Origin of the sequence: Zoogloea sp., assembly GCF_028689785.1 — a bacterium.
Taxonomy (GTDB): domain Bacteria; phylum Pseudomonadota; class Gammaproteobacteria; order Burkholderiales; family Rhodocyclaceae; genus Zoogloea.
In genome coordinates this window covers 13,401-34,687 of the sequence record NZ_JAQVCN010000023.1, presented here as the reverse complement: position 1 = coordinate 34,687, position 21,287 = coordinate 13,401, and the positions used below count along the sequence as shown (strand labels likewise).

At 65.3% G+C, this 21,287-nt stretch carries 22 protein-coding genes and 2 tRNA genes; 19 read left to right on the top strand and 5 right to left on the bottom strand.

Going from position 1 to position 21,287, the window contains the following annotated elements; all coding sequences use genetic code 11:
- The 12 genes from tolQ to infA all read left to right on the top strand — a co-directional run bounded on the left by tolQ (window position 1) and on the right by infA (window position 8,089).
- Window positions 1-675, top strand: coding sequence for a protein TolQ (tolQ, locus tag PHI64_RS11890; protein WP_299882889.1), 675 nt, complete (start codon window positions 1-3; stop codon window positions 673-675).
- A gap of 18 nt (window positions 676-693) precedes the next feature.
- Complete coding sequence (tolR, locus tag PHI64_RS11885; protein WP_299882886.1) at window positions 694-1,107, top strand: protein TolR; 414 nt, start codon at window positions 694-696, stop codon at window positions 1,105-1,107.
- 8 nt (window positions 1,108-1,115) lie between these two features.
- Window positions 1,116-2,063, top strand: a complete 948-nt coding sequence (locus tag PHI64_RS11880) for an energy transducer TonB (protein ID WP_299882884.1) — start codon at window positions 1,116-1,118, stop codon at window positions 2,061-2,063.
- 21 nt (window positions 2,064-2,084) lie between these two features.
- Complete coding sequence (tolB, locus tag PHI64_RS11875) at window positions 2,085-3,368, top strand: Tol-Pal system beta propeller repeat protein TolB (RefSeq protein WP_299882882.1); 1,284 nt, start codon at window positions 2,085-2,087, stop codon at window positions 3,366-3,368.
- Between the two features lie 60 nt (window positions 3,369-3,428).
- Window positions 3,429-3,986 (top strand): peptidoglycan-associated lipoprotein Pal, encoded by a 558-nt coding sequence (pal, locus tag PHI64_RS11870; RefSeq protein ID WP_299882880.1) that lies wholly within the window; start codon window positions 3,429-3,431, stop codon window positions 3,984-3,986.
- Window positions 3,986-4,735 carry a tol-pal system protein YbgF gene (gene ybgF / locus PHI64_RS11865; RefSeq protein ID WP_299882878.1) on the top strand — a complete coding sequence of 250 codons (750 nt, stop codon included), beginning with the start codon at window positions 3,986-3,988 and terminating at the stop codon, window positions 4,733-4,735. The genes pal and ybgF overlap by 1 nt, the downstream gene beginning before the upstream one ends.
- 53 nt (window positions 4,736-4,788) lie before the next feature.
- Window positions 4,789-5,448, top strand: coding sequence for a 7-carboxy-7-deazaguanine synthase QueE (queE, locus tag PHI64_RS11860; RefSeq protein ID WP_299882876.1), 660 nt, complete (start codon window positions 4,789-4,791; stop codon window positions 5,446-5,448).
- Between the two features lie 69 nt (window positions 5,449-5,517).
- Window positions 5,518-6,201, top strand: a complete 684-nt coding sequence (gene queC, locus PHI64_RS11855; RefSeq protein WP_299882874.1) for a 7-cyano-7-deazaguanine synthase QueC — start codon at window positions 5,518-5,520, stop codon at window positions 6,199-6,201.
- 14 nt (window positions 6,202-6,215) lie between these two features.
- Entirely contained in the window at window positions 6,216-7,322 is a 1,107-nt protein-coding gene (locus PHI64_RS11850) for a YeeE/YedE family protein (RefSeq protein ID WP_299882872.1), read from the top strand.
- A gap of 40 nt (window positions 7,323-7,362) precedes the next feature.
- Window positions 7,363-7,438 (top strand) — tRNA-Lys (locus tag PHI64_RS11845).
- Between the two features lie 38 nt (window positions 7,439-7,476).
- Window positions 7,477-7,552, top strand: a tRNA-Lys gene (locus tag PHI64_RS11840).
- Between the two features lie 273 nt (window positions 7,553-7,825).
- Window positions 7,826-8,089: a translation initiation factor IF-1 gene (infA, locus tag PHI64_RS11835; RefSeq protein ID WP_296409047.1), complete on the top strand. Its 264-nt coding sequence runs from the start codon at window positions 7,826-7,828 to the stop codon at window positions 8,087-8,089.
- A gap of 80 nt (window positions 8,090-8,169) precedes the next feature.
- Here the strand turns inward: infA and PHI64_RS11830 are convergent, their stop codons facing one another.
- Window positions 8,170-9,732: an ATP-binding protein gene (locus PHI64_RS11830; protein ID WP_299882870.1), complete on the bottom strand. Its 1,563-nt coding sequence runs from the start codon at window positions 9,730-9,732 to the stop codon at window positions 8,170-8,172.
- A gap of 221 nt (window positions 9,733-9,953) precedes the next feature.
- Between PHI64_RS11830 and PHI64_RS11825 the strand changes: the two genes are divergently transcribed.
- On the top strand, window positions 9,954-10,451 hold the full coding sequence (locus PHI64_RS11825) for a phasin family protein (protein ID WP_299882868.1): 498 nt from the start codon (window positions 9,954-9,956) through the stop codon (window positions 10,449-10,451).
- Window positions 10,452-10,527: 76 nt separating this feature from the next.
- Here PHI64_RS11825 and PHI64_RS11820 read toward each other — a convergent pair whose 3' ends face one another.
- Both PHI64_RS11820 and PHI64_RS11815 read right to left on the bottom strand, forming a co-directional pair.
- Window positions 10,528-11,244, bottom strand: a complete 717-nt coding sequence (locus PHI64_RS11820) for a uracil-DNA glycosylase family protein (RefSeq protein WP_299882866.1) — start codon at window positions 11,242-11,244, stop codon at window positions 10,528-10,530.
- Between the two features lie 24 nt (window positions 11,245-11,268).
- The gene (locus tag PHI64_RS11815; RefSeq protein ID WP_299882864.1) at window positions 11,269-12,531 is read right to left on the bottom strand and encodes an AmpG family muropeptide MFS transporter; all 1,263 of its coding nucleotides are present in this window, start codon (window positions 12,529-12,531) and stop codon (window positions 11,269-11,271) included.
- Window positions 12,532-12,644: 113 nt separating this feature from the next.
- On the opposite strand from PHI64_RS11815, the gene PHI64_RS11810 reads away from it, so the two are divergent.
- Window positions 12,645-12,959 carry a hypothetical protein gene (locus PHI64_RS11810; RefSeq protein WP_299882863.1) on the top strand — a complete coding sequence of 105 codons (315 nt, stop codon included), beginning with the start codon at window positions 12,645-12,647 and terminating at the stop codon, window positions 12,957-12,959.
- Window positions 12,960-12,982: 23 nt separating this feature from the next.
- Window positions 12,983-13,471 carry an isoprenylcysteine carboxylmethyltransferase family protein gene (locus tag PHI64_RS11805; RefSeq protein WP_299882861.1) on the top strand — a complete coding sequence of 163 codons (489 nt, stop codon included), beginning with the start codon at window positions 12,983-12,985 and terminating at the stop codon, window positions 13,469-13,471.
- Between the two features lie 9 nt (window positions 13,472-13,480).
- Here PHI64_RS11805 and PHI64_RS11800 read toward each other — a convergent pair whose 3' ends face one another.
- Window positions 13,481-14,419, bottom strand: coding sequence for a diguanylate cyclase (locus PHI64_RS11800; protein ID WP_299882859.1), 939 nt, complete (start codon window positions 14,417-14,419; stop codon window positions 13,481-13,483).
- 142 nt (window positions 14,420-14,561) lie between these two features.
- On the opposite strand from PHI64_RS11800, the gene PHI64_RS11795 reads away from it, so the two are divergent.
- The 4 genes from PHI64_RS11795 (at window position 14,562) to PHI64_RS11780 (ending at window position 17,445) form a co-directional block, all read left to right on the top strand.
- Complete coding sequence (locus PHI64_RS11795) at window positions 14,562-15,155, top strand: cytochrome c oxidase subunit 3 family protein (protein ID WP_299882857.1); 594 nt, start codon at window positions 14,562-14,564, stop codon at window positions 15,153-15,155.
- Window positions 15,152-15,424, top strand: a complete 273-nt coding sequence (locus PHI64_RS11790; protein ID WP_299882855.1) for a cytochrome C oxidase subunit IV family protein — start codon at window positions 15,152-15,154, stop codon at window positions 15,422-15,424. The genes PHI64_RS11795 and PHI64_RS11790 overlap by 4 nt, the downstream gene beginning before the upstream one ends.
- Window positions 15,425-15,432: 8 nt before the next feature.
- Window positions 15,433-16,218, top strand: a complete 786-nt coding sequence (locus PHI64_RS11785; protein ID WP_299882954.1) for a CbbQ/NirQ/NorQ/GpvN family protein — start codon at window positions 15,433-15,435, stop codon at window positions 16,216-16,218.
- Window positions 16,219-16,653: 435 nt separating this feature from the next.
- On the top strand, window positions 16,654-17,445 hold the full coding sequence (locus tag PHI64_RS11780) for a hypothetical protein (protein WP_299882854.1): 792 nt from the start codon (window positions 16,654-16,656) through the stop codon (window positions 17,443-17,445).
- Window positions 17,446-17,520: 75 nt separating this feature from the next.
- On the opposite strand, the gene metH is transcribed toward PHI64_RS11780, so the two are convergent.
- Window positions 17,521-21,222: a methionine synthase gene (gene metH, locus PHI64_RS11775; RefSeq protein ID WP_299882853.1), complete on the bottom strand. Its 3,702-nt coding sequence runs from the start codon at window positions 21,220-21,222 to the stop codon at window positions 17,521-17,523.
- Window positions 21,223-21,287 lie beyond the last annotated feature (65 nt).

The window sequence follows — 21,287 nt, the reverse complement described above, 5'->3', positions numbered from 1 at the left end:
ATGAACGTCACCGAAGACCTTTCCATCCTGTCCCTGATCGCCAACGCCAGCCTGCTGGTCAAGCTGGTGATGGCCCTGCTGGGCACCGTGTCCTTCATGTCCTGGTACTGGATCTTCCGCAAATGGTTCCAGATTCGCGACGCCAAGAAGAAAACCGATCTCTTCGAACGCGACTTCTGGAGCGGCGGCGACCTCAACGCCCTGTACCAGAGTGCCGCCACCAGCCGCCACGAGGCTGCCGGCATGGAGCGCATCTTCGAGGCCGGCTATCGCGAGTTCGCCAAACTACGTGGCAAGAGCCTCGATCACGGCGCGGTGATGGACGGAGCCCGCCGGGCCATGCGCGCCACCTACCAGCGTGAGGTGGACGACCTGGAGGCCCACCTGGCCTTCCTCGCTTCCGTCGGTTCCGTGTCTCCCTACGTCGGCCTGTTCGGCACCGTATGGGGCATCATGAACGCCTTCCGCGGGCTCTCCAATGTGGGCTCCGCCACCCTCGCCCATGTCGCCCCCGGCATCGCCGAAGCCCTGGTGGCCACCGCCATCGGCCTGTTCGCGGCGATTCCGGCAGTGGTGGCCTACAACCGTTTCGCCCACGACATCGACCGCATCGCCATCCGCTTCGAGAGTTTCACCGAGGAGTTCCTGAACATCCTCCAGCGCCAGCTGCGCTGAACCCGGAGCCACGACGCCATGCGCCAACGCCGCCTGATGAACCAGATCAACGTCGTGCCCTACATCGACGTGATGCTGGTACTGCTCGTGATCTTCATGGTCACCGCACCGATGATCCAGTCCGGTTCCGTCAACCTGCCCAGCGTGGATAAAGTCCCCGCCCCGCCAACCGACGCCATGGTGGTGCAGGTCAAGCCCGACGGTGAGCTGACCTTGCGCCAGACCAGCGGCTCCCCCGAGAAGGCTCTCAATCGCAAAGACCTGATCGACGAGGTACAGGCCGCCGTGTCCGCCAACCCGAGCCAGTCGGTAATCATCGCCGCAGACAAGAGCGTCAAGTACGAGCTGGTGATGAACACCCTCAATGACCTGCGCAACGCGGGAGTCAACAAGGTCGGCCTGCAGACGCAGATCGGCAAGTCGCCCCGATGAACCCAGCAATGCCCTCCAACGAGCGGGGCAAGTGGTCGTCCCTGGCCCTGGCTGCGGGGGTGCACATCGCCCTCGGCATGTTCCTGTTCTACGGCGTACGCTGGCAGAATCGCCTGCCCGACGCCGTCGAGGTGGAGCTGGTGAGCGCGCCCCTGCCCGCCACGGTGGTGGCACCGCCGCCTCCCCCGGCCACCCCGCCCCGCCCGGCCCCCCGGCCGGCGCCCCGGCCGGCGCCCCCCGAACCCGACGACGAGCCGGAGCCCGCACCGCCGCCGCGCAAACACCCGGATATCGCCATCAAGGCCCCGGAACCCAAGAAGACACCGCCCAAACCGGTCAAGGAGGTCGAAAAGCCCCCAAAACCGGAGCCAAAACCTGAACCCAAGCCCAAGCCGGAACCCAAACCGAAACCCGAGCCGAAACCAAAGCCGGAGCCGAAGCCGAAGCCCGAACCCGCGAAGCCCGAACCTGCGAAGGTCGAGAAGCCGGCCAAGCCGGCAGAAAAGCCCGTCAAGACCGACAAAAATGCCAAGGCCGACGCCGATAAGGCCCGGGAGCTGGAAGACCGCCGCATGCGCGAACTGATGGCGCGTGACTCGGAGAACGTGAGTCACTCCAAGCAGCTCCAGGAGGAACTTGCCCGGGTTGCCGGGGCCAAAGCCAGCGCAGCGCGCAGCAAAGCCCAGGAAGCCTACGTGGAGAAGATCCGCGCCAAGGTGAAGGGCAATATTGTGCTGCCGCCGGGCGTCAATGGCGATCCGTTCGCGATCTTCTACGTGGACCAGTTGCCCGATGGCTCGGTGATCGAGGTGCGCCTCAAGCGCTCGACCGGTAACGCTCAGCTTGATGGCGCCATCGAGCGCGCGATCCAGAAATCCAGTCCTCTGCCCAAACCGGACAAGCCGGAGCTCTTCAACCGCACGCTGGAGCTGAAGTTCTACCCGCTCCGCGACTAAACCCACGGTGACCCGACACCCATGACTCAACGCATCCTGACCTTCCTGCGCGGCACGGCCACCGTCTGCGCGCTGGCCCTTGCGTCCCTGGCACAGGCCCAGCTTTCCATCGAGATCACCGGCGCCGGCGCCAACCGCATGCCGGTGGCCATCGCTAGCTTCGAGGGCGAAAGTACCCTGCCCCGCGCCGTCACCGACGTAGTGCGCGCCGACCTGGAGCGCAGCGGCCTGTTCAAGATGGTCGAGCTCGGCCCCTCGCCCATGGGCGCCGATACACCGCCCGACTTCGGCCGCGTGCGCTCCCGCGGTGCCGATGCCTTTGCCGTGGGCACCGTAGCCCCCTCGGGCAGCGGCCGTTACCAGGTGCAGTTCCGCCTCTTCGATGCGGCCAAGCAGGTCAGCCTGGGCAGCCAGGCCATGGTGATGGCACCCAACCAGTACCGCACCACCGGCCACCGCATTGCCGACTTCATCTACGAGAAGCTCACCGGCGAGCCCGGCGTGTTCTCCACCCGCATCGCCTACGTGCTCAAGTCCGGCCCGCGCTACGAGCTGCAGATCGCCGATGCCGACGGCAGCAACGCCCAGACGGCCCTGGCGTCCAAGGAGCCCATCATCTCCCCGGCCTGGTCGCCGGACGGCAGCCGCCTGGCCTACGTATCCTTCGAGGCCAAGAAGCCGGTGGTTTATGTGCACTCCCTGGCTACCGGCCAACGCAACGTGGCGGCCAACTTCAAAGGTTCCAACTCCGCTCCGGCCTGGTCGCCGGATGGTCGCCGCCTGGCAGTGGTGCTGACCAAGGACGGCCAGTCCCAGCTCTACTCGGTCAACGCCGATGGCTCTGGCGTGCAGCGCCTGGCCTCCTCCTCGGGCATCGACACCGAACCGGCCTGGTCCACCGACGGCTGGATCTACTTCACTTCCGATCGGGGCGGCAGCCCGCAGATCTACCGGGTGCCGGCCGGCGGCGGTGAGGCCCAGCGGGTCAGCTTCGAAGGCAGCTACAACGTCAGCCCGCGCCCCTCCCCCGATGGCAAGAGCCTGGTCTATGTATCCCGCAACGGCGGCCGCTTCCAGGTCACCATGCTCGACCTGAGCTCCCGTCAGACCCAGATCCTGACTGACTCGGCCAAGGACGAATCCCCCAGTTTCGCCCCCAACGGGCGCATGGTGCTCTACGCCACCGAAGTCGGCGGTCGCGGGGTACTGGCCGCGGTGTCTTCCGACGGTCGTGTCAAGCAGCGTCTGTCGGTACAATCTGGCGACGTCCGCGAACCCGCCTGGGGTCCGCAGCCGCGCAACTGACACTTATAAAACCTACACTCCCTTCAACCCCGCCCCTTGCTTGCTCCCGGAGCCCACACCATGAAACGCACCCGCATTGCCCTGTCTCTGATCACTGTCAGCCTGCTGGCTGCCTGCACCTCCTCTCCCCCCACCGACGGCCAGAGCGCCGTTGCCGTCGAAGACCGCTCCAGCGGCGCTGCCAGCTCCGGCGTGGATAACAGCCGTGTCGTCCCCGTCGACGCCGACTCCGCCAATGGCAAGAGCGCCTACCCGGAGCTCAAGGACCCCAAGAGCGTCCTGTCCAAGCGCAGCGTGCTGTTCGACTACGACAGCTACGTGATCAAGGACCAGTACCGCTCGCTGATCGAAGCCCACGCCAAGTTCCTGACCAGCCACACCAACGTCAAGATGCTGATCCAGGGCAACACCGACGAACGCGGCAGCCGCGAGTACAACCTGGCCCTCGGCCAGAAGCGTGCTGACGCCGTCAAGAAGGCCCTGACCCTGCTGGGCGTGTCCGAAGGCCAGCTTGAGTCCGTCAGCCTCGGCGAGGAGAAGCCCAGCTGCGGCGACGCCAGCGAGTCCTGCTGGTCCGCCAACCGTCGCGGCGACATGCTCTATTCGGGTGAATTCTGATGTTCCGGCGCCTTCTGCCCCGCTTGATGGCAGCACTGCTGGCAGGGCTGATCATCGCCCCGGCCCAGGCCGGCCTGTTTGACGACGATGAAGCCCGGGCGCGCATCAATGCCATGCGCACCGAGCTCAGCGGCCGTCTCGACAAGCTGGAGGCAAGCTCCCGAGCCCAGCTCGAGCTCGCCAACCAGATTGACCTGCTGAAAGCCGAGATCGCCCGCCTGCGCGGTGAAAACGAGGTGCTCAGCAACGATCTGGCCAATGCCATCAAGCGGCAGAAGGACTTTTACGTCGATCTCGACAACCGCCTGCGCAAGCTCGAAACCCCCGTCGCCAGCGCCGATGCCGCCCCCCAGGCTGCGCCGGCTACCGCCGCCGACCCTGCGGCAGAGAGTCGCGACTACGAAGCAGCGCTGACCCAGCTACGCGGCGGCAAGTACAAAGAGGCCGCAGGCAGCTTCATCGCCTTCACCAAGACCTACCCGAACAGCAGCTTCCTGCCCAGCGCCCACTTCTGGGCCGCCAGTGCCCTGTATCAGCAGAAGGACAACATCGGCGCCGCCGAACACTACGGCAAGGTAGCCAGCCAGTGGCCCGATGACAGCCGTGCGCCGGACGCACTGCTCGGCCTGGCCAGCACCCAGCAAGCCCGCAACGACAATGTCGGCGCCACCCGCAGCCTCGAGAAGCTGGTTGCGCGCTACCCAAGCAGTTCGGCCGCGCAGATTGCCAAGCAACGCCTGAAGAAGTGAAAAACCCGCCAGCCCCGGGCCCGTCGGCCGGGGCTGTCACTGCAAGCCCCGCCATGCCCCCTACCGGTCGTCCCGTCACCCTCCGCATCACCGAGATCTTCCACTCGCTCCAGGGTGAAACCTCCCGGGCCGGCCTGCCCACGGTTTTCGTGCGCCTCACCGGCTGCCCCCTGCGCTGTAGCTGGTGCGACACCGAATATTCCTTCACTGGCGGCACCACCCGCAGCCTCGACGACATCCTGGCCGAAGTCGCCTCGCACCAGTGCCAGACGGTCTGCGTGACTGGCGGCGAACCGCTCTCCCAGAAGAACTGCCTGCCCCTTCTGAACGCCCTGTGCGACGCCGGCTATTCGGTTTCCCTGGAGACCAGCGGCGCCATCGACATTTCCGGCGTAGACCCGCGGGTGTCGCGCATCATGGACCTCAAGGCCCCCGGCTCCGGCGAGGAGGCCCGCAACCTGCTGGCCAACATCCCCCTGTTGACCCGACACGACGAACTCAAGCTGGTATTGGCCGGGGAGGCCGATTACACCTGGGCAAAGGCCCGGATCGCCGAATACAGCCTCACCGAACGCTGCCCAGTGCTGCTGGCGCCGGTGCAGGGCCAGCTGCGGCCTGCCGACCTGGCCGCCTGGATCCTGCGTGACCGGCTGCCGGTGCGAATGCAAGTCCAGCTCCACAAGGTGATCTGGGGCAACGAACCGGGCCGCTGAGAAGCGCCCAGCGCATCACTCCGTCGACGGCTGGTCGACGTTACTATTTTCCGAAACACCGGAGAAATCATGACTACCCCACGCCCCCGCGCCCTCGTCCTGCTCTCGGGCGGGCTTGACTCCGCCACCTGCCTGGCCATCGCTCGCGCCGAAGGCTTCGATGCCTACGCCCTGTCGGTCGAATACGGCCAGCGCCATGCCGCTGAGCTCGCCGCTGCCCAACGCGTGGCCAAGGCCCTCGGCGCCAGTGCCCACCGGGTCGCCCACGTGGACCTGGGCCAGTTCGGCGGCTCCGCCCTCACCGACCCGGCCCTGGCGGTCCCCACCGACGGCCTGGAGGGCGGCATTCCGATCACCTACGTACCAGCCCGCAACACCATCATGCTGTCCATTGCCCTGGCCTGGGCCGAGGTGCTGGAGGCTGACCACATCTACGTGGGCGTCAATGCAGTGGACTACTCGGGCTACCCCGACTGCCGCCCGGCCTTCATCAACGCCTTCGAAGCCATGGCCAATCTGGCCACCAAAGCTGGCGTGGAGGGCCACAAGCTGCACATCCACGCCCCTCTGATCGACCTCTCCAAGGCCGACATCATCCGCCGCGGCACCGCCCTGGGCGTGGATTACAGCCTCACTGTGTCCTGCTACCAGGCGGACGACGAGGGCCGCGCCTGCGGCCTGTGCGACGCCTGCCGGCTACGCCGGGCAGGCTTCGAGGCCGCAGGCGTGGCCGACCCGACCCCTTACCGCTGACCACCGGTCCGACCATGGACGCCAGCACGCCCCTCCCCCTCGGCCCAGCCACCCTGGCCTGGCTGGCTTTTGCCATTGGCGGCGTGTTCGGCCTGGCCGCCCAGCGCAGCAACTTCTGCACCATGGGGGCCATCGCCGACATTCTCATCATGGAAGACTGGACCCGTCTGCGCATGTGGGCCCTGGCTGCCGCCACAGCCATCGCGGGCACCACCGCGCTGCAGATGAACGGGCTGATCGACGTGCATGGCTCCATCTACACCAGCGCCCGCCTGCCCTGGCTGTCCCACATTGTCGGCGGCGCCCTCTTCGGCATCGGCATGACCCTCGCCTCCGGCTGTGGCGCCAAGACTCTGGTGCGCCTTGGGGGCGGCAACCTCAAATCACTGGTGGTCTTCGTCTTCCTCGGCCTGTCCGCCTACATGACCCTCCGCGGCCTGTTCGGCGGCTGGCGCAGCACCTGGTTGGACCCTGTCGTCGTGCAACTCGACACCCACCAGGATCTCCCAACCCTGGTCGCTGCCCGTTTTACGCTCGACATTCGCAGTGCGTGGCTGGCCTGTGCCGTGGTAGCCGCCGGCAGCCTCGGCCTGTTCGCCCTATCCGGCCGCGAGATGTGGCGCCCCGCCCCCCTGTTCGGCAGCCTGGTCATCGGCGCCACCATCGTGGCGGGCTGGGCCCTGAGCGGCTACCTGGGCTACCTGCCCGAAGACCCGGAGACCCTCGAACCGGCCTTCCTGGCCACCAACAGCGGGCGCATGGAATCCCTCAGCTTCGTTGCCCCCCTTGCCTACAGCCTTGACCTGCTGATGCTATGGACCGACAAGAGCCGTAGCGTCACCCTGGGCATCGCCCTGACGCTGGGCGTCATTACCGGCTCCCTGCTGGCCGCGCTGCTCGGCCGCAGCTTCCGGATCGAGAGCTTTCGTGACGCCCCCGACCTCGTCCGCCACCTCGTCGGCGCCATGCTGATGGGCTTTGGTGGCGTCACCGCCCTGGGCTGCACCATTGGCCAGGGGCTGAGCGGATTGTCCACTCTAGCCCTCGGCGCAGGCCTCACGGTAGCCGCAATTGTGGCGGGCGCCAGCCTGTCGATAAAAATTCAGCTACGAAACGCTTGACGTAATTTTTGGTAGGGCTATAATGCGCGTCTCTTCCGGGGGGTCGGTAGCTCAGTCGGTAGAGCAGCGGACTTTTAATCCGTTGGTCGCGAGTTCGAATCTCGCCCGACCCACCAGACGTTGGTGGGGCTAAAATACCGGCTCCTGTAAGAATGGGTTGTTAGCTCAGTTGGTAGAGCAGCGGACTCTTAATCCGTAGGTCGAGTGTTCGAGCCACTCACAACCCACCAGATTGCAGAGACAAGGCCACCCAACGCGGTGGCCTTGTTTTTTGGTGCATCAAGAGGAAACTCTACGCATCAGGCAGCAATACAACTGTGTTCATCTTCGCCTGCGATCCTGTTCGTGGGCACCCGTCGCCGGCCCGCCGAACAAAAGAGCCGACATTCGATCGCCATCGCCCCTTCAGGCCTCGGCGCAAACTGGCCCACCACGGCGGTGGCGGGCCGCGGCCGACACGCCCCACAAAGGGACGCCACCCGGCCACCCACAAGGAGCCCGACATGGCCAAGGAAGAACTGATTGAAATGCATGGCAGCGTCACCGAAGTGCTGCCCGACGGCCGTTACCGCGTCACCCTCGACAACGGCCACACTCTGATCGCCTACTCCGGCGGAAAGCTGAAGAAGAACCACATCCGTATCATCGCCGGTGATGAAGTGACCCTCGAAATGTCGCCCTACGACCTCTCCAAGGGCCGCATCACCTTCCGCCACCTGCCGGCACGCCCCGGTGGCGCACCGTCGCCGGCCCCGCGTCGCTACTGAGCGACACGCCCCGAAGCCCCTGCCGGAAACGCCAGGGGCTTTTTTGTATCCGCACGGGCCAGCCAAAGGGGGCCAAGCACTCAACCCTGGGCCTGGCGCGGCAGCCACACCCGAAAGATGCTGCCACGCCCCGGCTCGCTGCGAACATCGATGCGGCCACCGTGCTTGCTGACGATGTCGTAGGAGATGGACAAGCCCAGCCCCGTTCCCTTGCCGACCGGCTTGGTGGTGTAGAAGGGGTCGAAGATCCGCGCCTGCACCTCCGGAGGCATGCCCTTGCCACTGTCCTCCACCTCGATCCAGACCTGGTCGGCATCATGCCCGCTGCGCACGGTGATGACGCCCCGCCCCTCGATGGCCTGGGCGGCGTTGACCAGCAGGTTCATCACCACCTGGTTGATCTGGGCGGGCAGGCAAGGCACCCGCGGCAGTTCGGCGTCGTACTGGCGCACCACCTCGGCCTTGTACTTGATCTCGTTCCAGACCACGTTGAGGGTGCATTCGATACCGGCATTCAGGTCGGCCTCCTGCCATTCGGCGCTGTCCAGGCGGGAAAAGTCCTTCAGATCGGCAACGATCTTGCGCACCCGATCAAGGCCATCGCGGGACTCGCGGACAAGGTCGACGCTATCCGCCTTGATGTAGTCGAAGTCCGCCGCAATAAAATCCGCCTCCGTGGCCGTGCCGGCCCGGCACGCCTCCAGCAGACCGACCATGGTCTCGTTGTAGCCCTTCAGGGCTCCCAGGTTGGAATTGACGAACCCAACCGGGTTGTTGATCTCGTGGGCAATGCCCGCCGCCAGCACGCCGATGGATGCCATCTTCTCGGACTGAAGCAGTTGCCCATGTGCCTCCTCCAGTTCGCCGATCTTGCCGGCCAGTTCGAACCAGCGCCGACGCAGCAGCTCCAGCAGGCCCCAGCCCACGGCCGTCACCACCAGCAGAGCCACGCCGTGGGCCAGCACGGTCTGCCGGATGCCGTCGCGGGTGGCCGCCGCAATGGGGGCATAGCCCTGAGAGACGCTGATACCCCCGCGCACATCGCCGACCTTGTAGCCCTGCTTTGCGTGGCAGGTCATGCAGCTTTCCTGCACGCGCAGGGGCGCCATGTAGCGCAGCATGGAGCCCCGCGGACCATCCTCGGTGCCCATGGTCTCCGCCACACCCCGCTCGAAGGCTTCCAGGGAGCGGCGCTCCCAGTCATCGGCCAGATTCGCCGGCCGGATCGGCTTCAGGCTGGTCAGACGAAACTCCACGCCTCCGTCCGACGCCGCCATACCGGCGATCAGCCGGGTCATGTAGGCCGGGTTGATCATGGTCATGGCCACCCCGTCGGTGGTCATCACGTCCCGCCGGGCATGTTCCAGGTAGGGATTGGGCTGGGTGTCCGGCGTGACCGGCACATACACGCCCCCATGGCCGGCATTCCAGTTGCGGGTCAGCATGACCATGCGAAACATGTTGCGCGCCCCTTCGATCGCCACCCGGATGGACTGCTCGCGAATCTCCGTGATCTGCAACTCCAGCGAAGCCATCACCACCGCCGCCCACACCGCCAGGGGCAGTAACCACCAGACCCGCAAGCGGATGAGCTTGGGAATCGAATGGAGCTTGGCCGGGCGAAGCGGTGGAGAAGCGGGCATGGGCGGATGACCATCACGGAATCCAGGCACATATAACGGCGGCAGCGCCGGCAAACTGACCCCGGACGAAACGACCATGCACCCCCTCCCATCAAGCCGACTTTTGACGGTGGGCAACTACGCCCTGGGGCAGAGCGCTTAAGGTATGGGTCTGGGCCGGCTTTGGCCCCTCGACACCGGACGGCACGCCGGCTCATGCCTCATCGGACAGGAGACCTCCCATGCTCACGCTCCAGCAACTGCTCGCTTCGTCGGGCAAGGACAACATCGATGCCCTGCGGGCACTTTACGAAGGCACCTTCGTGTGTGCCCAACGCCTGATCGCGCTGAACCTCAGAGCCACCCAGTCGATCATGGAAAGCAACGTATCGGGCATCAAGGCGGTGATGAGTGCCAAGGACGTGCCGGACTTCTGCGAAACCCAGTCCGAGATCGCCCACAAACTGATCCAGCAGACGGTAGGCTATGCGGTGGATTTCAACGAGGTGATCGCCGAGAACCAGAATGAACTCTCCGGGCTGCTCAAGGCCCGCTCCAGCGTACAGGAGGACGCGATTACCAGCCGGAACACTCCGGAAGCCTATGCCTCCGCAGGAGGAATGATGATGGTGGACGTGGTTCGAACCATGCTTGATGCCGCCACCAACTCACGCAACTACATGCTGGAAATGGCCCGACAAGTAGACGCCTCGATCACGGGGCGCTCCGGGAAAAAGTAATCGGTGGGGCCACGGCCCCGTGATCGTGCAACGGAAAGCCGCATCACCCGGTTACCTCATGACCGGCCTTCGGTGGTCAAGCCCTTTCCCAGACCCCCTGCTCCGCCAGCTGGCGGCTGGCGGCCTCGCTCCAGCCCCGATTGGCCGCCGGGCTCGCCGGGCTGGGGTGCAGCACCCGCCCCACCTGCAGAGGCAAACCGACCAGGGCCTGACGGGCCCGCTGCTCGGCCCAGGCCCCCACGCCGATAACCCACTCGGGCTGCAGGATCTCGACAACCTGACGCAGATGGCGGTCACAGGCCGCCAGCAAGGGCCCCTGCTCCACTGCCGGCAGCTTGTCAGGGGTAAGGTTGCGCCCCCCCTCAAAAAACGCCAGCGGGCAGTAATTGGCCACGAAATGCTCGGCAAAGAAGGCCTCGGCCGTACCGAAGCGCTCGGCGAAAAGGCCCCACAGGCGCCGGCCACTCACCTCCGAGCGGGCACAGGCAAAGCCTTCGATGGGGCGCTTGGGGTTCTCGACGACGGGCTTCAGGACTTTCGCCTCGATCCCCATCCAATCCCGCACAACGGCGATTTCGCCAAAGGGCACGCCGGTCTGGACCATGCCGAAGGGCCCCGGATTCATGCCCACGAACACCACCCGCTTGCGCCCTTGCCCATAGCGCTGGAGATAGGCCGCGTTGGGGGCCCAGGCATAGGTCAGCGGGTTATAGACATGAGATACCGGCGACGCGAAGCGCATGCTGTCGAGGGTCTCGGAAAGGGTACGGGCGGCAGTTTCGAGGGGCGTCATGGGTACGGGGTAGGGAGGAGGGGATCAGGCGCTGCCTTCCGGACGCTCATGCCAGGGTGCCACCTTGAACAGCAGGAGCATGCCAGGAATGGCCAGTACGCCACACAACAGGAAGAAGTTGTACCAGCCCAGGGCCTCCACCAGCCATCCGGCCGAGGCATTGATGAAGGTGCGCGGCACCGCCATCAGACTGGTGAACAAGGCCAGCTGGGTGGCCGTGTAGGCCGGATGAGTGGTGCGGGCCATGTAGGCCACGAAGGCCGTGGTTCCCAGCCCCACCCCCAGCGCCTCCAGGCCGATGACCACCGCCAGCACACCCAGGCGGGCCGTATCCGACTCCGCCGGTCCCAGCCAGGCCAGCCAGGCAAAGCCGTAGATGGCCACCCACTGCACCACCCCGAACACCCACAGGGCCCGGTTGATGCCCAGCTTGACCATCCACAGCCCCCCCAGCAGACCACCGACCACACTCGGCCACAGCCCGGCGTTCTTGGCGATCAGGCCGATCTCGGTCTTGGAGAAGCCCATGTCCAGATAGAAGGGCGTGGCCAGAGCCGTGCACAGGGAGTCGCCGAGCTTGTAGAGGAAGATGAAGGCCAGCACCACCAGGGCCGACTGCACCCCGTGGCGGCCGAAGAACTCGCGGAAGGGCTCGACCACCGCATCCCGCAACGTGCGCGGAGCACCGGCCGCAGCAGCCGGCTCCCTGACCATCAGAGTCATGGCCAGGCCGGGGGCCATGAACAGGGCCGTCACCAGAAAGACCTGCTGCCAGGGCAGATGGTCGGCCAACACCAGGGACAGGGAGCCTGGCACCAGCCCGGCCAGCTTGTAGGCGTTCACGTGGATGGCATTGCCGATGCCCAGCTCGATCTCCGGCAGCAGCTCGCGCCGGTAGGCGTCAAGCACAATGTCTTGGGTTGCCGACAGAAAAGCGATCAGGGCCGTCAGGCCGATGACCATCCCCAGCTCGGCGGTGGGCGAAAGGCTGCCAAGCCAGGCGATGGCTCCCAGCAGCACCAGCTGGGTGGCACCCATCCAGCCCCGCCGCCGCCCCAGCAGAGGCAAGGCATAGCGATCGAGAAAGGGCGACCAGATGAATTTCCAGGTATAGGGGAACTGGATCAGCGCAAAGGCGCCAATGGCCTTCAGGGACAGGCCCTCCGTTTTCAGCCAGGCAGGCACCAGGTTGAGCAGCAGATAGAGGGGCAGGCCCGAGGAAAAACCCGTCAGCACACAGATGAGCATGCGGCGGTTGGCGAGGGCGCGCCAGGGAGATGCTGTCATGGGGAGGCTTCGTTGGAACAAGCGCCCGATGATAACAATCGGTTACTTGATTCCGGCCGCCGGGCGCCGAAAAATGCGGGCATCAGGGTAAAAAATATAAAGAGGAGACACGCATGCACCACCTCACCGTCGTATTCCGGGCCGATCGGGAATACGAATTCAATGTCCACGCCAGCGACATCGCCAACCTGTCCAACGAGGCCGCCAGGGAATGGCTGCAGGAAGAATTCGACGAGCTCGAATGCACGCCCAGCAACCCGGTCGGCAAGGTACTCATCCTCGATGTGATCCTCAACGTGGCCAAATATGGCGGCGAGCAGCGCTTTGCCCAGGGTGGAGCATGGGCCAATCGGTTTGCCGCCTGCGTCGCCGTGGTGCTGGACCGGCCGGCAGTGCGCATCGACGTCCCCGGCTTCGTGGTCGGCTGAGCCCGCCGCGAAGCTCCCCAAGCATGAATCATCCTCCCTGGTGGCAAGGCCGGCGCGGGGAGGGTTACGTGGCCGTGCAGGCGGTGCTGTTCGGGCTGATCCTGTTAGGACCGACCGGCAAGGGTATGCTGCCCCCGTGGCCAGCGGCGAGCCACAGCGTGGTCACGGCCTGCGGGCTGGCATTGGCGGTGGTAGGGGTGCTGATTTCGGCGCGCGCCGCCATCGGGCTGGGCCGCAACCTCACCCCCCTGCCTCATCCCCGCGATGATTGCCAGTTGGTGGACACGGGGCTCTACGGGTGGGTACGCCACCCGATCTATTTCGGTCTGATCCTTGCCGGCCTGGGCTGGGCGCTGTTCGTGCAGGGCTGGCTGACCCTGGCCTGGACCGGGCTGCTGTTGGTGTTCTTCGACATCAAGTCACGGCGCGAGGAAGCCTGGCTGATGGCCCGCTTTCCGGCTTACGCGGCCTACCGGCAACGGGTGCGCAAACTGATCCCCTATCTCTACTGAAAGCGCCGCTCAACCCAGCTCGGCACGGTTGCGACCACTGCGTTTGGCCTGATAGAGATTGGCATCCGCAGTGCGGAACAGGGGCACCAGGGAGCCCTCCGCGCGGGCCACGCGCGCTCCGCCGACCGACAGCGTCACGACGCCCCACTCGGCATTGCCTGCATGGGGAATGGCCGCGCCATGCACCGCGGTGACCACCGCCTGGGCGATTTTGGCATAGCCTTCAGCGGAGACAGCGGGCAGGATCAACGAGAACTCCTCCCCACCGTAACGGGCCGCAAACGCGCCGCGGGCCAGGCCTGCGGCATTGGCCTTGTCCCCCACGTCGGCAAGGATGCGGGCAATCGCCCGCAGGCAGTCGTCGCCTGCCTGATGGCCATAGTGATCGTTGTAGCGCTTGAAGTGGTCCACATCGAGCATCAGCAGGCCGAATGGCGCCTCCAGGCGCATCGCCTCGGCCCACTGGTTGTCGAGGCGGAGATCCATGTGGCGCCGGTTGAAGAGGCCGGTCAGACCGTCATGGCTGGCCAGCGCCTCCAGCTTGCGGTTGGCCCGGGAGAGCTGGGCACGCAAGGCAGCGATGCGGGCCATCGCCTTCATCTTGGCCTCAAGCACGGCCTCGGGCATGGATTTGGCAATAAAATCATCGCCTCCGGCCTCGATGGCCATCACCAGATTTTCGTGAGTATCGGAAGCTGTCAGGAAGATGACCGGGGTCCATGCCCAGTCTTGGTTGGCCTCCAGGGCTCGGATCCGCTGGGCCGCCTCGAAACCGTTCATCACCGGCATCTCTATGTCCATCAGCACCAGATCCGGCGGCGCATCCCGGAAAAGGGACAGCGCCATCTCGCCGTTCTCGGCAAAGATCACGTCGTGACCAATGGTCGTCAAGCGCGCCCCGATGACCGTTGCCACGGCCCGGGAGTCATCCACCAGCAAGATCCGCATTGCCCTGCCTGCCCGTCTTTATGACTAAAGTGATAGTAACGCTGCAAAGTCACAAAACTTGAGGGGTCTTTCCCCTCCGCACACATACCGGAACTTGGGGCAGATCAAGGCTTGTCAGCCCCACCCCGGCGACACTTCGGACATGGACCTTGCCCCCACCTCCCCACCGCCCCACGCCCCGGCCTCTGCTCCTCCGGGTGACCTGGCGATCTGGTTCTTCATCCTCGCCGAATTGCTGGCCTTCGGTGTGTTCTTTGCTGCCTATGCCTTTGCCCGGGCCCGCAATGTCGAACTCTTCGACAGCATGCAGCTCACCCTCGACCGCCAGGCCGGCGCCCTCAATACAGTGTTGCTGATCAGTGGCAGTGCTTGTGTGGCCCGGGCCGTGGAAGCCGTCGGCCGGGCCCGCTCGACCACCGGCGCCCGTTGGTTGCTGGCCGGCATCGCCTGCGGTGGTGGCTTCCTGGTGGTGAAAGGCTTCGAATACGCCGACAAGCTCGGGGCCGGCATCAACCTGTCTACCAACACCTTCTACATGTTCTACCTGTCCCTCACCTTCTTTCACTTCATGCACGTCATCCTCGGCATGGTGATCCTGGTGGCCCTGTGGTTCAAAACCCGCCAGGGGGCCTACGGGCCGGCCGACATGAACGGCATCGAAAGTGGCGCCGCCTACTGGCACATGGTGGACCTGGTGTGGATCGTCCTCTTTCCGCTGGTTTACGTGATGCGATGAATACCCGTCACCTCAACACCGTCTGGGTCGTGCTGCTGCTGGCCACCCTCGCCACCTTCGCCATCGGCGAAACAGGCGACATGCTGGGCATCACCGGTCCGGTGGCCATGCTCCTGCTGCTGAGCATCAGCATCGTCAAGGGACGCCTCGTGGTGCTCGATTTCATGGGCCTGCGCGGCGTCAAGTTCTTCTGGCGCAGCTTGCTGATAGGCTGGCTGCTCCTCGTTTCGGCCCTCATCGCCGTGGCCTACTGGATCGCCCTGAAATGAATGCCCCCATGCGCACAGACACGCCCTTTTACGAACCCGCCGGCAACGAGATCGAGGTCTTCGAGCAGGCCTGGAAAAACCGCCTGCCCCTCCTCATCAAGGGCCCCACCGGTGTCGGCAAGACCCGCTTCGTGGCCCACATGGCCGCCCGCCTGGGCCTGCCGCTCTACACGGTGGCCTGCCACGACGACCTCACCGCCGCCGACCTGGTGGGCCGTCACCTCCTCGGCGACGGGCAGACGGTGTGGAGCGACGGCCCCCTGACCCGCGCCGTGCGGGAAGGCGGGATCTGCTACCTGGACGAAGTGGTCGAGGCCCGCCGCGACACCACCGTCGTGATCCACCCCCTGGCCGACGACCGCCGTGTGCTGCCCATCGAACGCACCGGCGAACTCCTCCACGCCCCCGACAACTTCATGCTGGTGATGTCTTACAACCCCGGCTATCAGAATTTCCTGAAGGGCCTCAAACCCTCCACCCGACAGCGCTTCATCAGCCTGCGCTTCGACTTCCCGGCTGCCTCGCGGGAAGAGTCCATCCTGATCGGTGAAGCCGGCTGCGACCCGATGCTGGCCAAGCAACTCGTATCCATCGCCGGCCGCCTGCGCAGCCTGAAAGATGTGGATCTCGAGGAAGTCGTGTCCACCCGCCTGCTGGTCTATGCGGCCAAGCTGGTCAAGGTCGGCCTCGACCCGGTCGAGGCCTGCCGCTCCGCCTTGGTGGAAAGCCTGACGGACGACGTGGATGTCGCAGATGCCCTGCAGGAGGTAGTGCGGGCAACATTCGGCCGCTGATAGCCCTGGCAGGGTTGTCATCTCCCGAAACTCCATCTCGCCTCATCCGGCCACGGTCCGGACTGATGAAACAGTAATGCTCGGCTCTGCAATCAGAGCCTGCGTCTTGCAAGACTGACGACAAGGTATCCGTCGATTTTTTTTACATCAACGCCGGAAAGTTACCGCCCACAACCGAAAAGCCATTGATTCTGAAAGACTTTCAATCCGGGTTTGTAAATTGCTTGGAGAGCTCCGGGCGGACCCGCAGAACCCGAAAGCGAGAAACGACATCGCCCGGGCTACCGCACCGCCCGCTGCAATCGACATGTCCCGGAGCCGTGGGCAGTCAGGCTGGAATCGTGCTGAGACCCGACCCCGCCAGCGGATTGTGAAAGTGAGCCCAAGACTAGCCAGGACGACCCCAATCCAGTCTGTCACCACAGAGGGCGCCCCATGATCCGCAAACTCACCTTGCTGGCCTTTGCCAGCGCCACCCTGCTTACCGGCGTCGAAGCCAGCGCTGCCATTTACAGTTTCGGCACCCCGACCCATGCTTTACCAGCCGTCAGCGGCAATGGCCTGACCGGGCAGCTATGGACCAACGTCGACCCCAACACCGACACCCTGAGCCAGGCCCAGACCATCATCAGCGGCGGATTTGCGACGGCCAATTTCCGGGCCACGACCATCGACTTCCCAAGCGGCCCGGCAGGCACGACATCCACCTCGGCCACGTATGACTCGGTGCTTGATACCGTCGCAAAGAGCACTCTGGACAACAACAGTGTCCTTCCCGACGACGTGCTCAACACCGTCATGCGCTTCGCGGGCTTCTTTGGTGTGCAGAACGCCGGCGAGGTGTGGACCTTCCGGCTCCCGTCCGACGATGGCAGCGCGGTAGACATCCAGGGCACCCGCATCCTCAACAACGACGGCATTCACAGCTTCAGCGGCCCCACTACCACGGTGGAGTTCACCGCTCCCGGCCTGTACGCCATCAACGTGCTGTTCTTTGAATCCCAGGCCACGGAGTGGGGGCTGGAGTTCCAGGGCGGCCTGGATGGTGCCACCCCGACCACGGCCTTGACCCCACGCCTTTACACGCTGGTGGATTTCGCCACGCCCGACGACGACCGCCTGGACAGCATCCAGCCCAACGGCGTCCCTGCACCGGGCAGCCTGTCGCTGATCGGGGCGGGTCTGCTTGCCGCCGTCGGCTTGCACAAACGCCGCTCGCCGCGCTGAATCCGCACACGGATCATCCGGACACGAGAGGGCGCGCGTCCGGATGATGGCCTGGTTTTACTGCTGTGACGCGGCTTACAGCAAAGGCGCCAGCCACCGCGACGCTTCAGCCACACTCATGCCGGTGCGCGCGGCCCAGTCCTCCAGTTGATCGCTGCCGATCTTGCTGACCGCAAAGTAGTGGCTGTCGGGGTGGGCCAGGTAGAAGCCGCTCACCGCCGCGGCGGGGGTCATGGCGAAGCTCTCGGTGAGCTGCATGTCGGCCCGGGCGGGGGCGTCGAGTAGCTCGAAGAGATCGCCCTTGACGGTGTGATCCGGGCAGGCCGGGTAGCCCGGCGCCGGGCGAATGCCCCGGTAGGCTTCCTTGATCAGCTCGTCGCAGCTCAAGGTCTCGGCCGGGGTGTAGGCCCAGAACTCCTTGCGCACCCGGGCGTGCAGCCATTCGGCGGCGGCCTCGGCAAAACGGTCGGCCAGGGCCTTGAGCATGATGGCGTGGTAGTCGTCGTGGGTGCGTTCGTAGGCGGCCAGGCGGCCTTCTATACCCAGGCCGGCGGTGACGGCGAAAGCGCCCACGTAGTCGGCCACACCGCTGTCCTTGCCGGCCACGAAGTCAGACAGGCAATAGTTGGGCTTACCCGCGGGGCGCTCATGCTGCTGGCGCAGACCGCGCCAGCTCATCAGCACCTGGCTGCGCGACTCGTCGGCATAGATCTCGATGTCGTCACCTACAGCATTCGCCGGAAACAGACCGAACACCGCCTTCGCCTTGATCCACGGGTTGGTGTCCTGTTCGGCCACCATGCGGGCCAGCATCACTTCCGCGTCGGACTTCAGCTCCCGGGCGGTCTCGCCGACGATCTCGTCGTGGAGGATCTTCGGGTAGCTGCCGGCCAGATCCCAGGTCTGAAAGAAGGGGCCCCAGTCGATGTAATCCACCAGCTCGGCCAGGTCGATGTCGAAAGACTGGATGCCCAGTTGGGCCGGCACCGGCGGCACGTAGGCCGGGTCGGCGTTCCACTTGAAGGCGTTGGCGCGGGCCTCGGCCAGCTTCACCAGGGTCACGCCCTTCTTCTGGGCGTGCTGGGCGCGCAGCTTTTCGTAGTCGGCGGCCACCTCGGCGGCGTAGGCCTCGCTCTGGCCTTCGGAGAGCAGACTGGTGACCACGCCCACGGCACGGGAGGCGTCGGGCACGTAGATCACCGGCTTGTCATAGTGAGGCGCAATCTTGATGGCCGTGTGGGCACGGCTGGTGGTGGCGCCGCCGATCAGCAGGGGCACGGCAAAGCCCTGGCGCTGCATCTCGGATGCCACGTGGCTCATCTCCTCCAGCGACGGGGTGATCAGGCCCGACAGGCCAATGGCCTGGGCGCCGTGTTCGCGGGCGGCGTTGAGGATCTTGTCGCAGGGCACCATCACGCCCAGGTCGACAATGTCGTAGCCGTTGCAACCGAGCACCACGCCGACGATGTTCTTGCCGATGTCGTGCACGTCCCCCTTCACCGTGGCAACAACGATCTTGCCCTTGCTGGTGGCTCCGGTACGGGCTTTTTCCTCTTCGATGAAGGGGATCAGGTGGGCCACGGCCTGCTTCATGACCCGGGCCGACTTGACCACCTGGGGCAGGAACATCTTGCCGGCGCCGAAAAGGTCACCCACCACGTTCATGCCGGCCATCAAGGGGCCTTCGATCACGGCCAGGGGCGGCTTGCCCTCGGCGGCGAGCTTGGCGCGGACTTCCTCGGTATCGGCCACCACGTAATCCGTGATGCCCTTGACCAGGGCATGGGACAGACGCGCCTCGACGGGCTGCTCGCGCCAGGACAGGTCGGGGCCGGCGTCCTTGGCCTTGCCCTCCTTCACGGTCTGGGCGAACTCCACCAGGGCCTCACCGGCACCCGGGTGACGGTTGAGCACCACGTCCTCGACCTTGTGCCGCAGCTCGGCCTCCAGGTCGTCATACACGCCAAGCATGCCGGCATTGACGATGCCCATGCTCATGCCGGCCTTGATGGCGTGGTACAGGAAGACGGTGTGGATGGCCTCGCGCACCGCGTCGTTGCCGCGGAAGCTGAAGCTCACATTGGAGACACCGCCGCTGATTTTGGCGTAGGGCAGTTTCTGCCGGATCCAGGCTACAGCCTCGATGAAGTCCACGGCGTAGTTGTCGTGTTCCTCTATGCCGGTGGCGATGGCGAAGATATTGGGGTCGAAGATGATGTCTTCCGGCGGAAAGCCGATGCCCACCAGCAGATCGTAGGCGCGCTTGCAGATCTCGGTCTTGCGGGCAAAGGTGTCGGCCTGACCTTTCTCGTCGAAGGCCATCACGATCACCGCCGCGCCGTACTGGCGGCACAGGCGGGCCTGGCGCAGGAACTCGGCCTCGCCCTCCTTCATGGAGATGGAGTTGACCACGCCCTTGCCCTGGATGCACTTGAGGCCGGCCTCGATGACGCTCCACTTGGACGAGTCGAGCATGATGGGCACCCGGGAGATGTCCGGCTCGGAGGCGATCAGCTTGAGGAACTTCTCCATCGCCGCCATGGAGTCGAGCATGGCCTCGTCCATGTTGATGTCGATGATCTGGGCGCCGTTCTCCACCTGCTGGCGGGCCACCGCCAGGGCGTCGTCGAAGCGGCCTTCCAGGATCATCCGGGCGAAGGCCCGGGAGCCGGTGACGTTGGTGCGCTCACCCACGTTCACGAACAGCGACTCCGGGCCGACATTGAAGGGCTCCAGACCCGACAGGCGCAGCTTCTTGTCCACATGGGGCACGCTGCGCGGCGTCACCAGACTCACCGCCTCGGCGATGGCCTTGATGTGGGCCGGCGAGGTACCGCAGCAGCCACCGACGATGTTCACCAGGCCGCTGCGGGCCCACTCGACGATCTCCGATGCCAGTTGCTCCGGCGTCTCGTCGTAGCCGGTGGGCGACAAGGGATTGGGCAGGCCGGCATTGGGGTGGGCCGACACGAAGGTGTCGCAGACATTCGACAGCTCGTCCACGTACTGGCGCAGCTCCTTGGCGCCCAAGGCGCAGTTGAGACCGAAGCTGATGGGCTGCGAGTGGGCCAGGGAGTTCCAGAAGGCCTCCGCGGTCTGGCCCGACAGGGTGCGACCGGAGGCGTCGGTGATGGTGCCGGAGATCATCACCGGCAGGCGCCGGCCCAGGTCGGCAAACAGCTTCTCCACCGCAAACACCGCGGCCTTGGCGTTGAGGGTGTCGAAGATGGTCTCGATCAGGATGATGTCGGCGCCGCCCTCCATCAGGCCCTTTGCGGAATCGTAGTAATCGTCCACCAGAGCATCGAAGCTGACGTTGCGGAAGCCCGGGTCATTCACGTCCGGCGAGATGGACAAGGTGCGTGAGGTGGGGCCCAACACGCCAGCGCAGTAGCGGGGCTTGGCCGGGTTGGCGGCGGTGAACTCGTCACACAACTGGCGTACCAGGCGGGCGCCTTCCACGTTGAGCTCGTAGGCCAGATCGGACAGGTTGTAGTCGGCCTGGGAGACGCGGGTGGCGTTGAAGGTGCAGGTCTCGATGATGTCCGCACCGGCTTCCAGGTAGGCCCGGTGGATGCCGCCAACCACGTCGGGGCGGGTCAGCACCAGCAGGTCGTTGTTGCCCTTGAGGTCCTTCGGGTGATCCGCGAACCGGGCGCCGCGGTAGTCGGCCTCGCCCAGCTTGTGCTGCTGGATCATGGTGCCCATGGCGCCATCCAGGATCAGGATGCGGTGGGTCAGCTGGTTCTGGAGTTCGACAGTGCGGTCGGCTTGCATGGATCTACCTCGGGGTGCGAAAAACACAGCCGGAGGCGACAGATGCAAAAGCAAACGGCGCGGCA

Bases quoted from the DNA above. Each gene is read 5' to 3' on its own strand.
- PHI64_RS11850 (WP_299882872.1), top strand. From the start codon at position 6,216: ATGGACGCCAGCACGCCCCTCCCCCTCGGCCCAGCCACCCTGGCCTGG.
- PHI64_RS11785 (WP_299882954.1), top strand. From the start codon at position 15,433: ATGCGCACAGACACGCCCTTTTACGAACCCGCCGGCAACGAGATCGAG.
- tolB (WP_299882882.1), top strand. From the start codon at position 2,085: ATGACTCAACGCATCCTGACCTTCCTGCGCGGCACGGCCACCGTCTGC.
- queC (WP_299882874.1), top strand. From the start codon at position 5,518: ATGACTACCCCACGCCCCCGCGCCCTCGTCCTGCTCTCGGGCGGGCTT.
- PHI64_RS11790 (WP_299882855.1), top strand. From the start codon at position 15,152: ATGAATACCCGTCACCTCAACACCGTCTGGGTCGTGCTGCTGCTGGCC.
- queE (WP_299882876.1), top strand. From the start codon at position 4,789: ATGCCCCCTACCGGTCGTCCCGTCACCCTCCGCATCACCGAGATCTTC.
- PHI64_RS11800 (WP_299882859.1), bottom strand. From the start codon at position 14,419: ATGCGGATCTTGCTGGTGGATGACTCCCGGGCCGTGGCAACGGTCATC.
- PHI64_RS11810 (WP_299882863.1), top strand. From the start codon at position 12,645: ATGCACCACCTCACCGTCGTATTCCGGGCCGATCGGGAATACGAATTC.
- PHI64_RS11825 (WP_299882868.1), top strand. From the start codon at position 9,954: ATGCTCACGCTCCAGCAACTGCTCGCTTCGTCGGGCAAGGACAACATC.
- infA (WP_296409047.1), top strand. From the start codon at position 7,826: ATGGCCAAGGAAGAACTGATTGAAATGCATGGCAGCGTCACCGAAGTG.
- tolR (WP_299882886.1), top strand. From the start codon at position 694: ATGCGCCAACGCCGCCTGATGAACCAGATCAACGTCGTGCCCTACATC.
- PHI64_RS11780 (WP_299882854.1), top strand. From the start codon at position 16,654: ATGATCCGCAAACTCACCTTGCTGGCCTTTGCCAGCGCCACCCTGCTT.
- tolQ (WP_299882889.1), top strand. From the start codon at position 1: ATGAACGTCACCGAAGACCTTTCCATCCTGTCCCTGATCGCCAACGCC.
- metH (WP_299882853.1), bottom strand. From the start codon at position 21,222: ATGCAAGCCGACCGCACTGTCGAACTCCAGAACCAGCTGACCCACCGC.
- PHI64_RS11815 (WP_299882864.1), bottom strand. From the start codon at position 12,531: ATGACAGCATCTCCCTGGCGCGCCCTCGCCAACCGCCGCATGCTCATC.
- pal (WP_299882880.1), top strand. From the start codon at position 3,429: ATGAAACGCACCCGCATTGCCCTGTCTCTGATCACTGTCAGCCTGCTG.
- PHI64_RS11830 (WP_299882870.1), bottom strand. From the start codon at position 9,732: ATGCCCGCTTCTCCACCGCTTCGCCCGGCCAAGCTCCATTCGATTCCC.
- PHI64_RS11795 (WP_299882857.1), top strand. From the start codon at position 14,562: ATGGACCTTGCCCCCACCTCCCCACCGCCCCACGCCCCGGCCTCTGCT.
- PHI64_RS11880 (WP_299882884.1), top strand. From the start codon at position 1,116: ATGCCCTCCAACGAGCGGGGCAAGTGGTCGTCCCTGGCCCTGGCTGCG.
- PHI64_RS11805 (WP_299882861.1), top strand. From the start codon at position 12,983: ATGAATCATCCTCCCTGGTGGCAAGGCCGGCGCGGGGAGGGTTACGTG.
- PHI64_RS11820 (WP_299882866.1), bottom strand. From the start codon at position 11,244: ATGACGCCCCTCGAAACTGCCGCCCGTACCCTTTCCGAGACCCTCGAC.
- ybgF (WP_299882878.1), top strand. From the start codon at position 3,986: ATGTTCCGGCGCCTTCTGCCCCGCTTGATGGCAGCACTGCTGGCAGGG.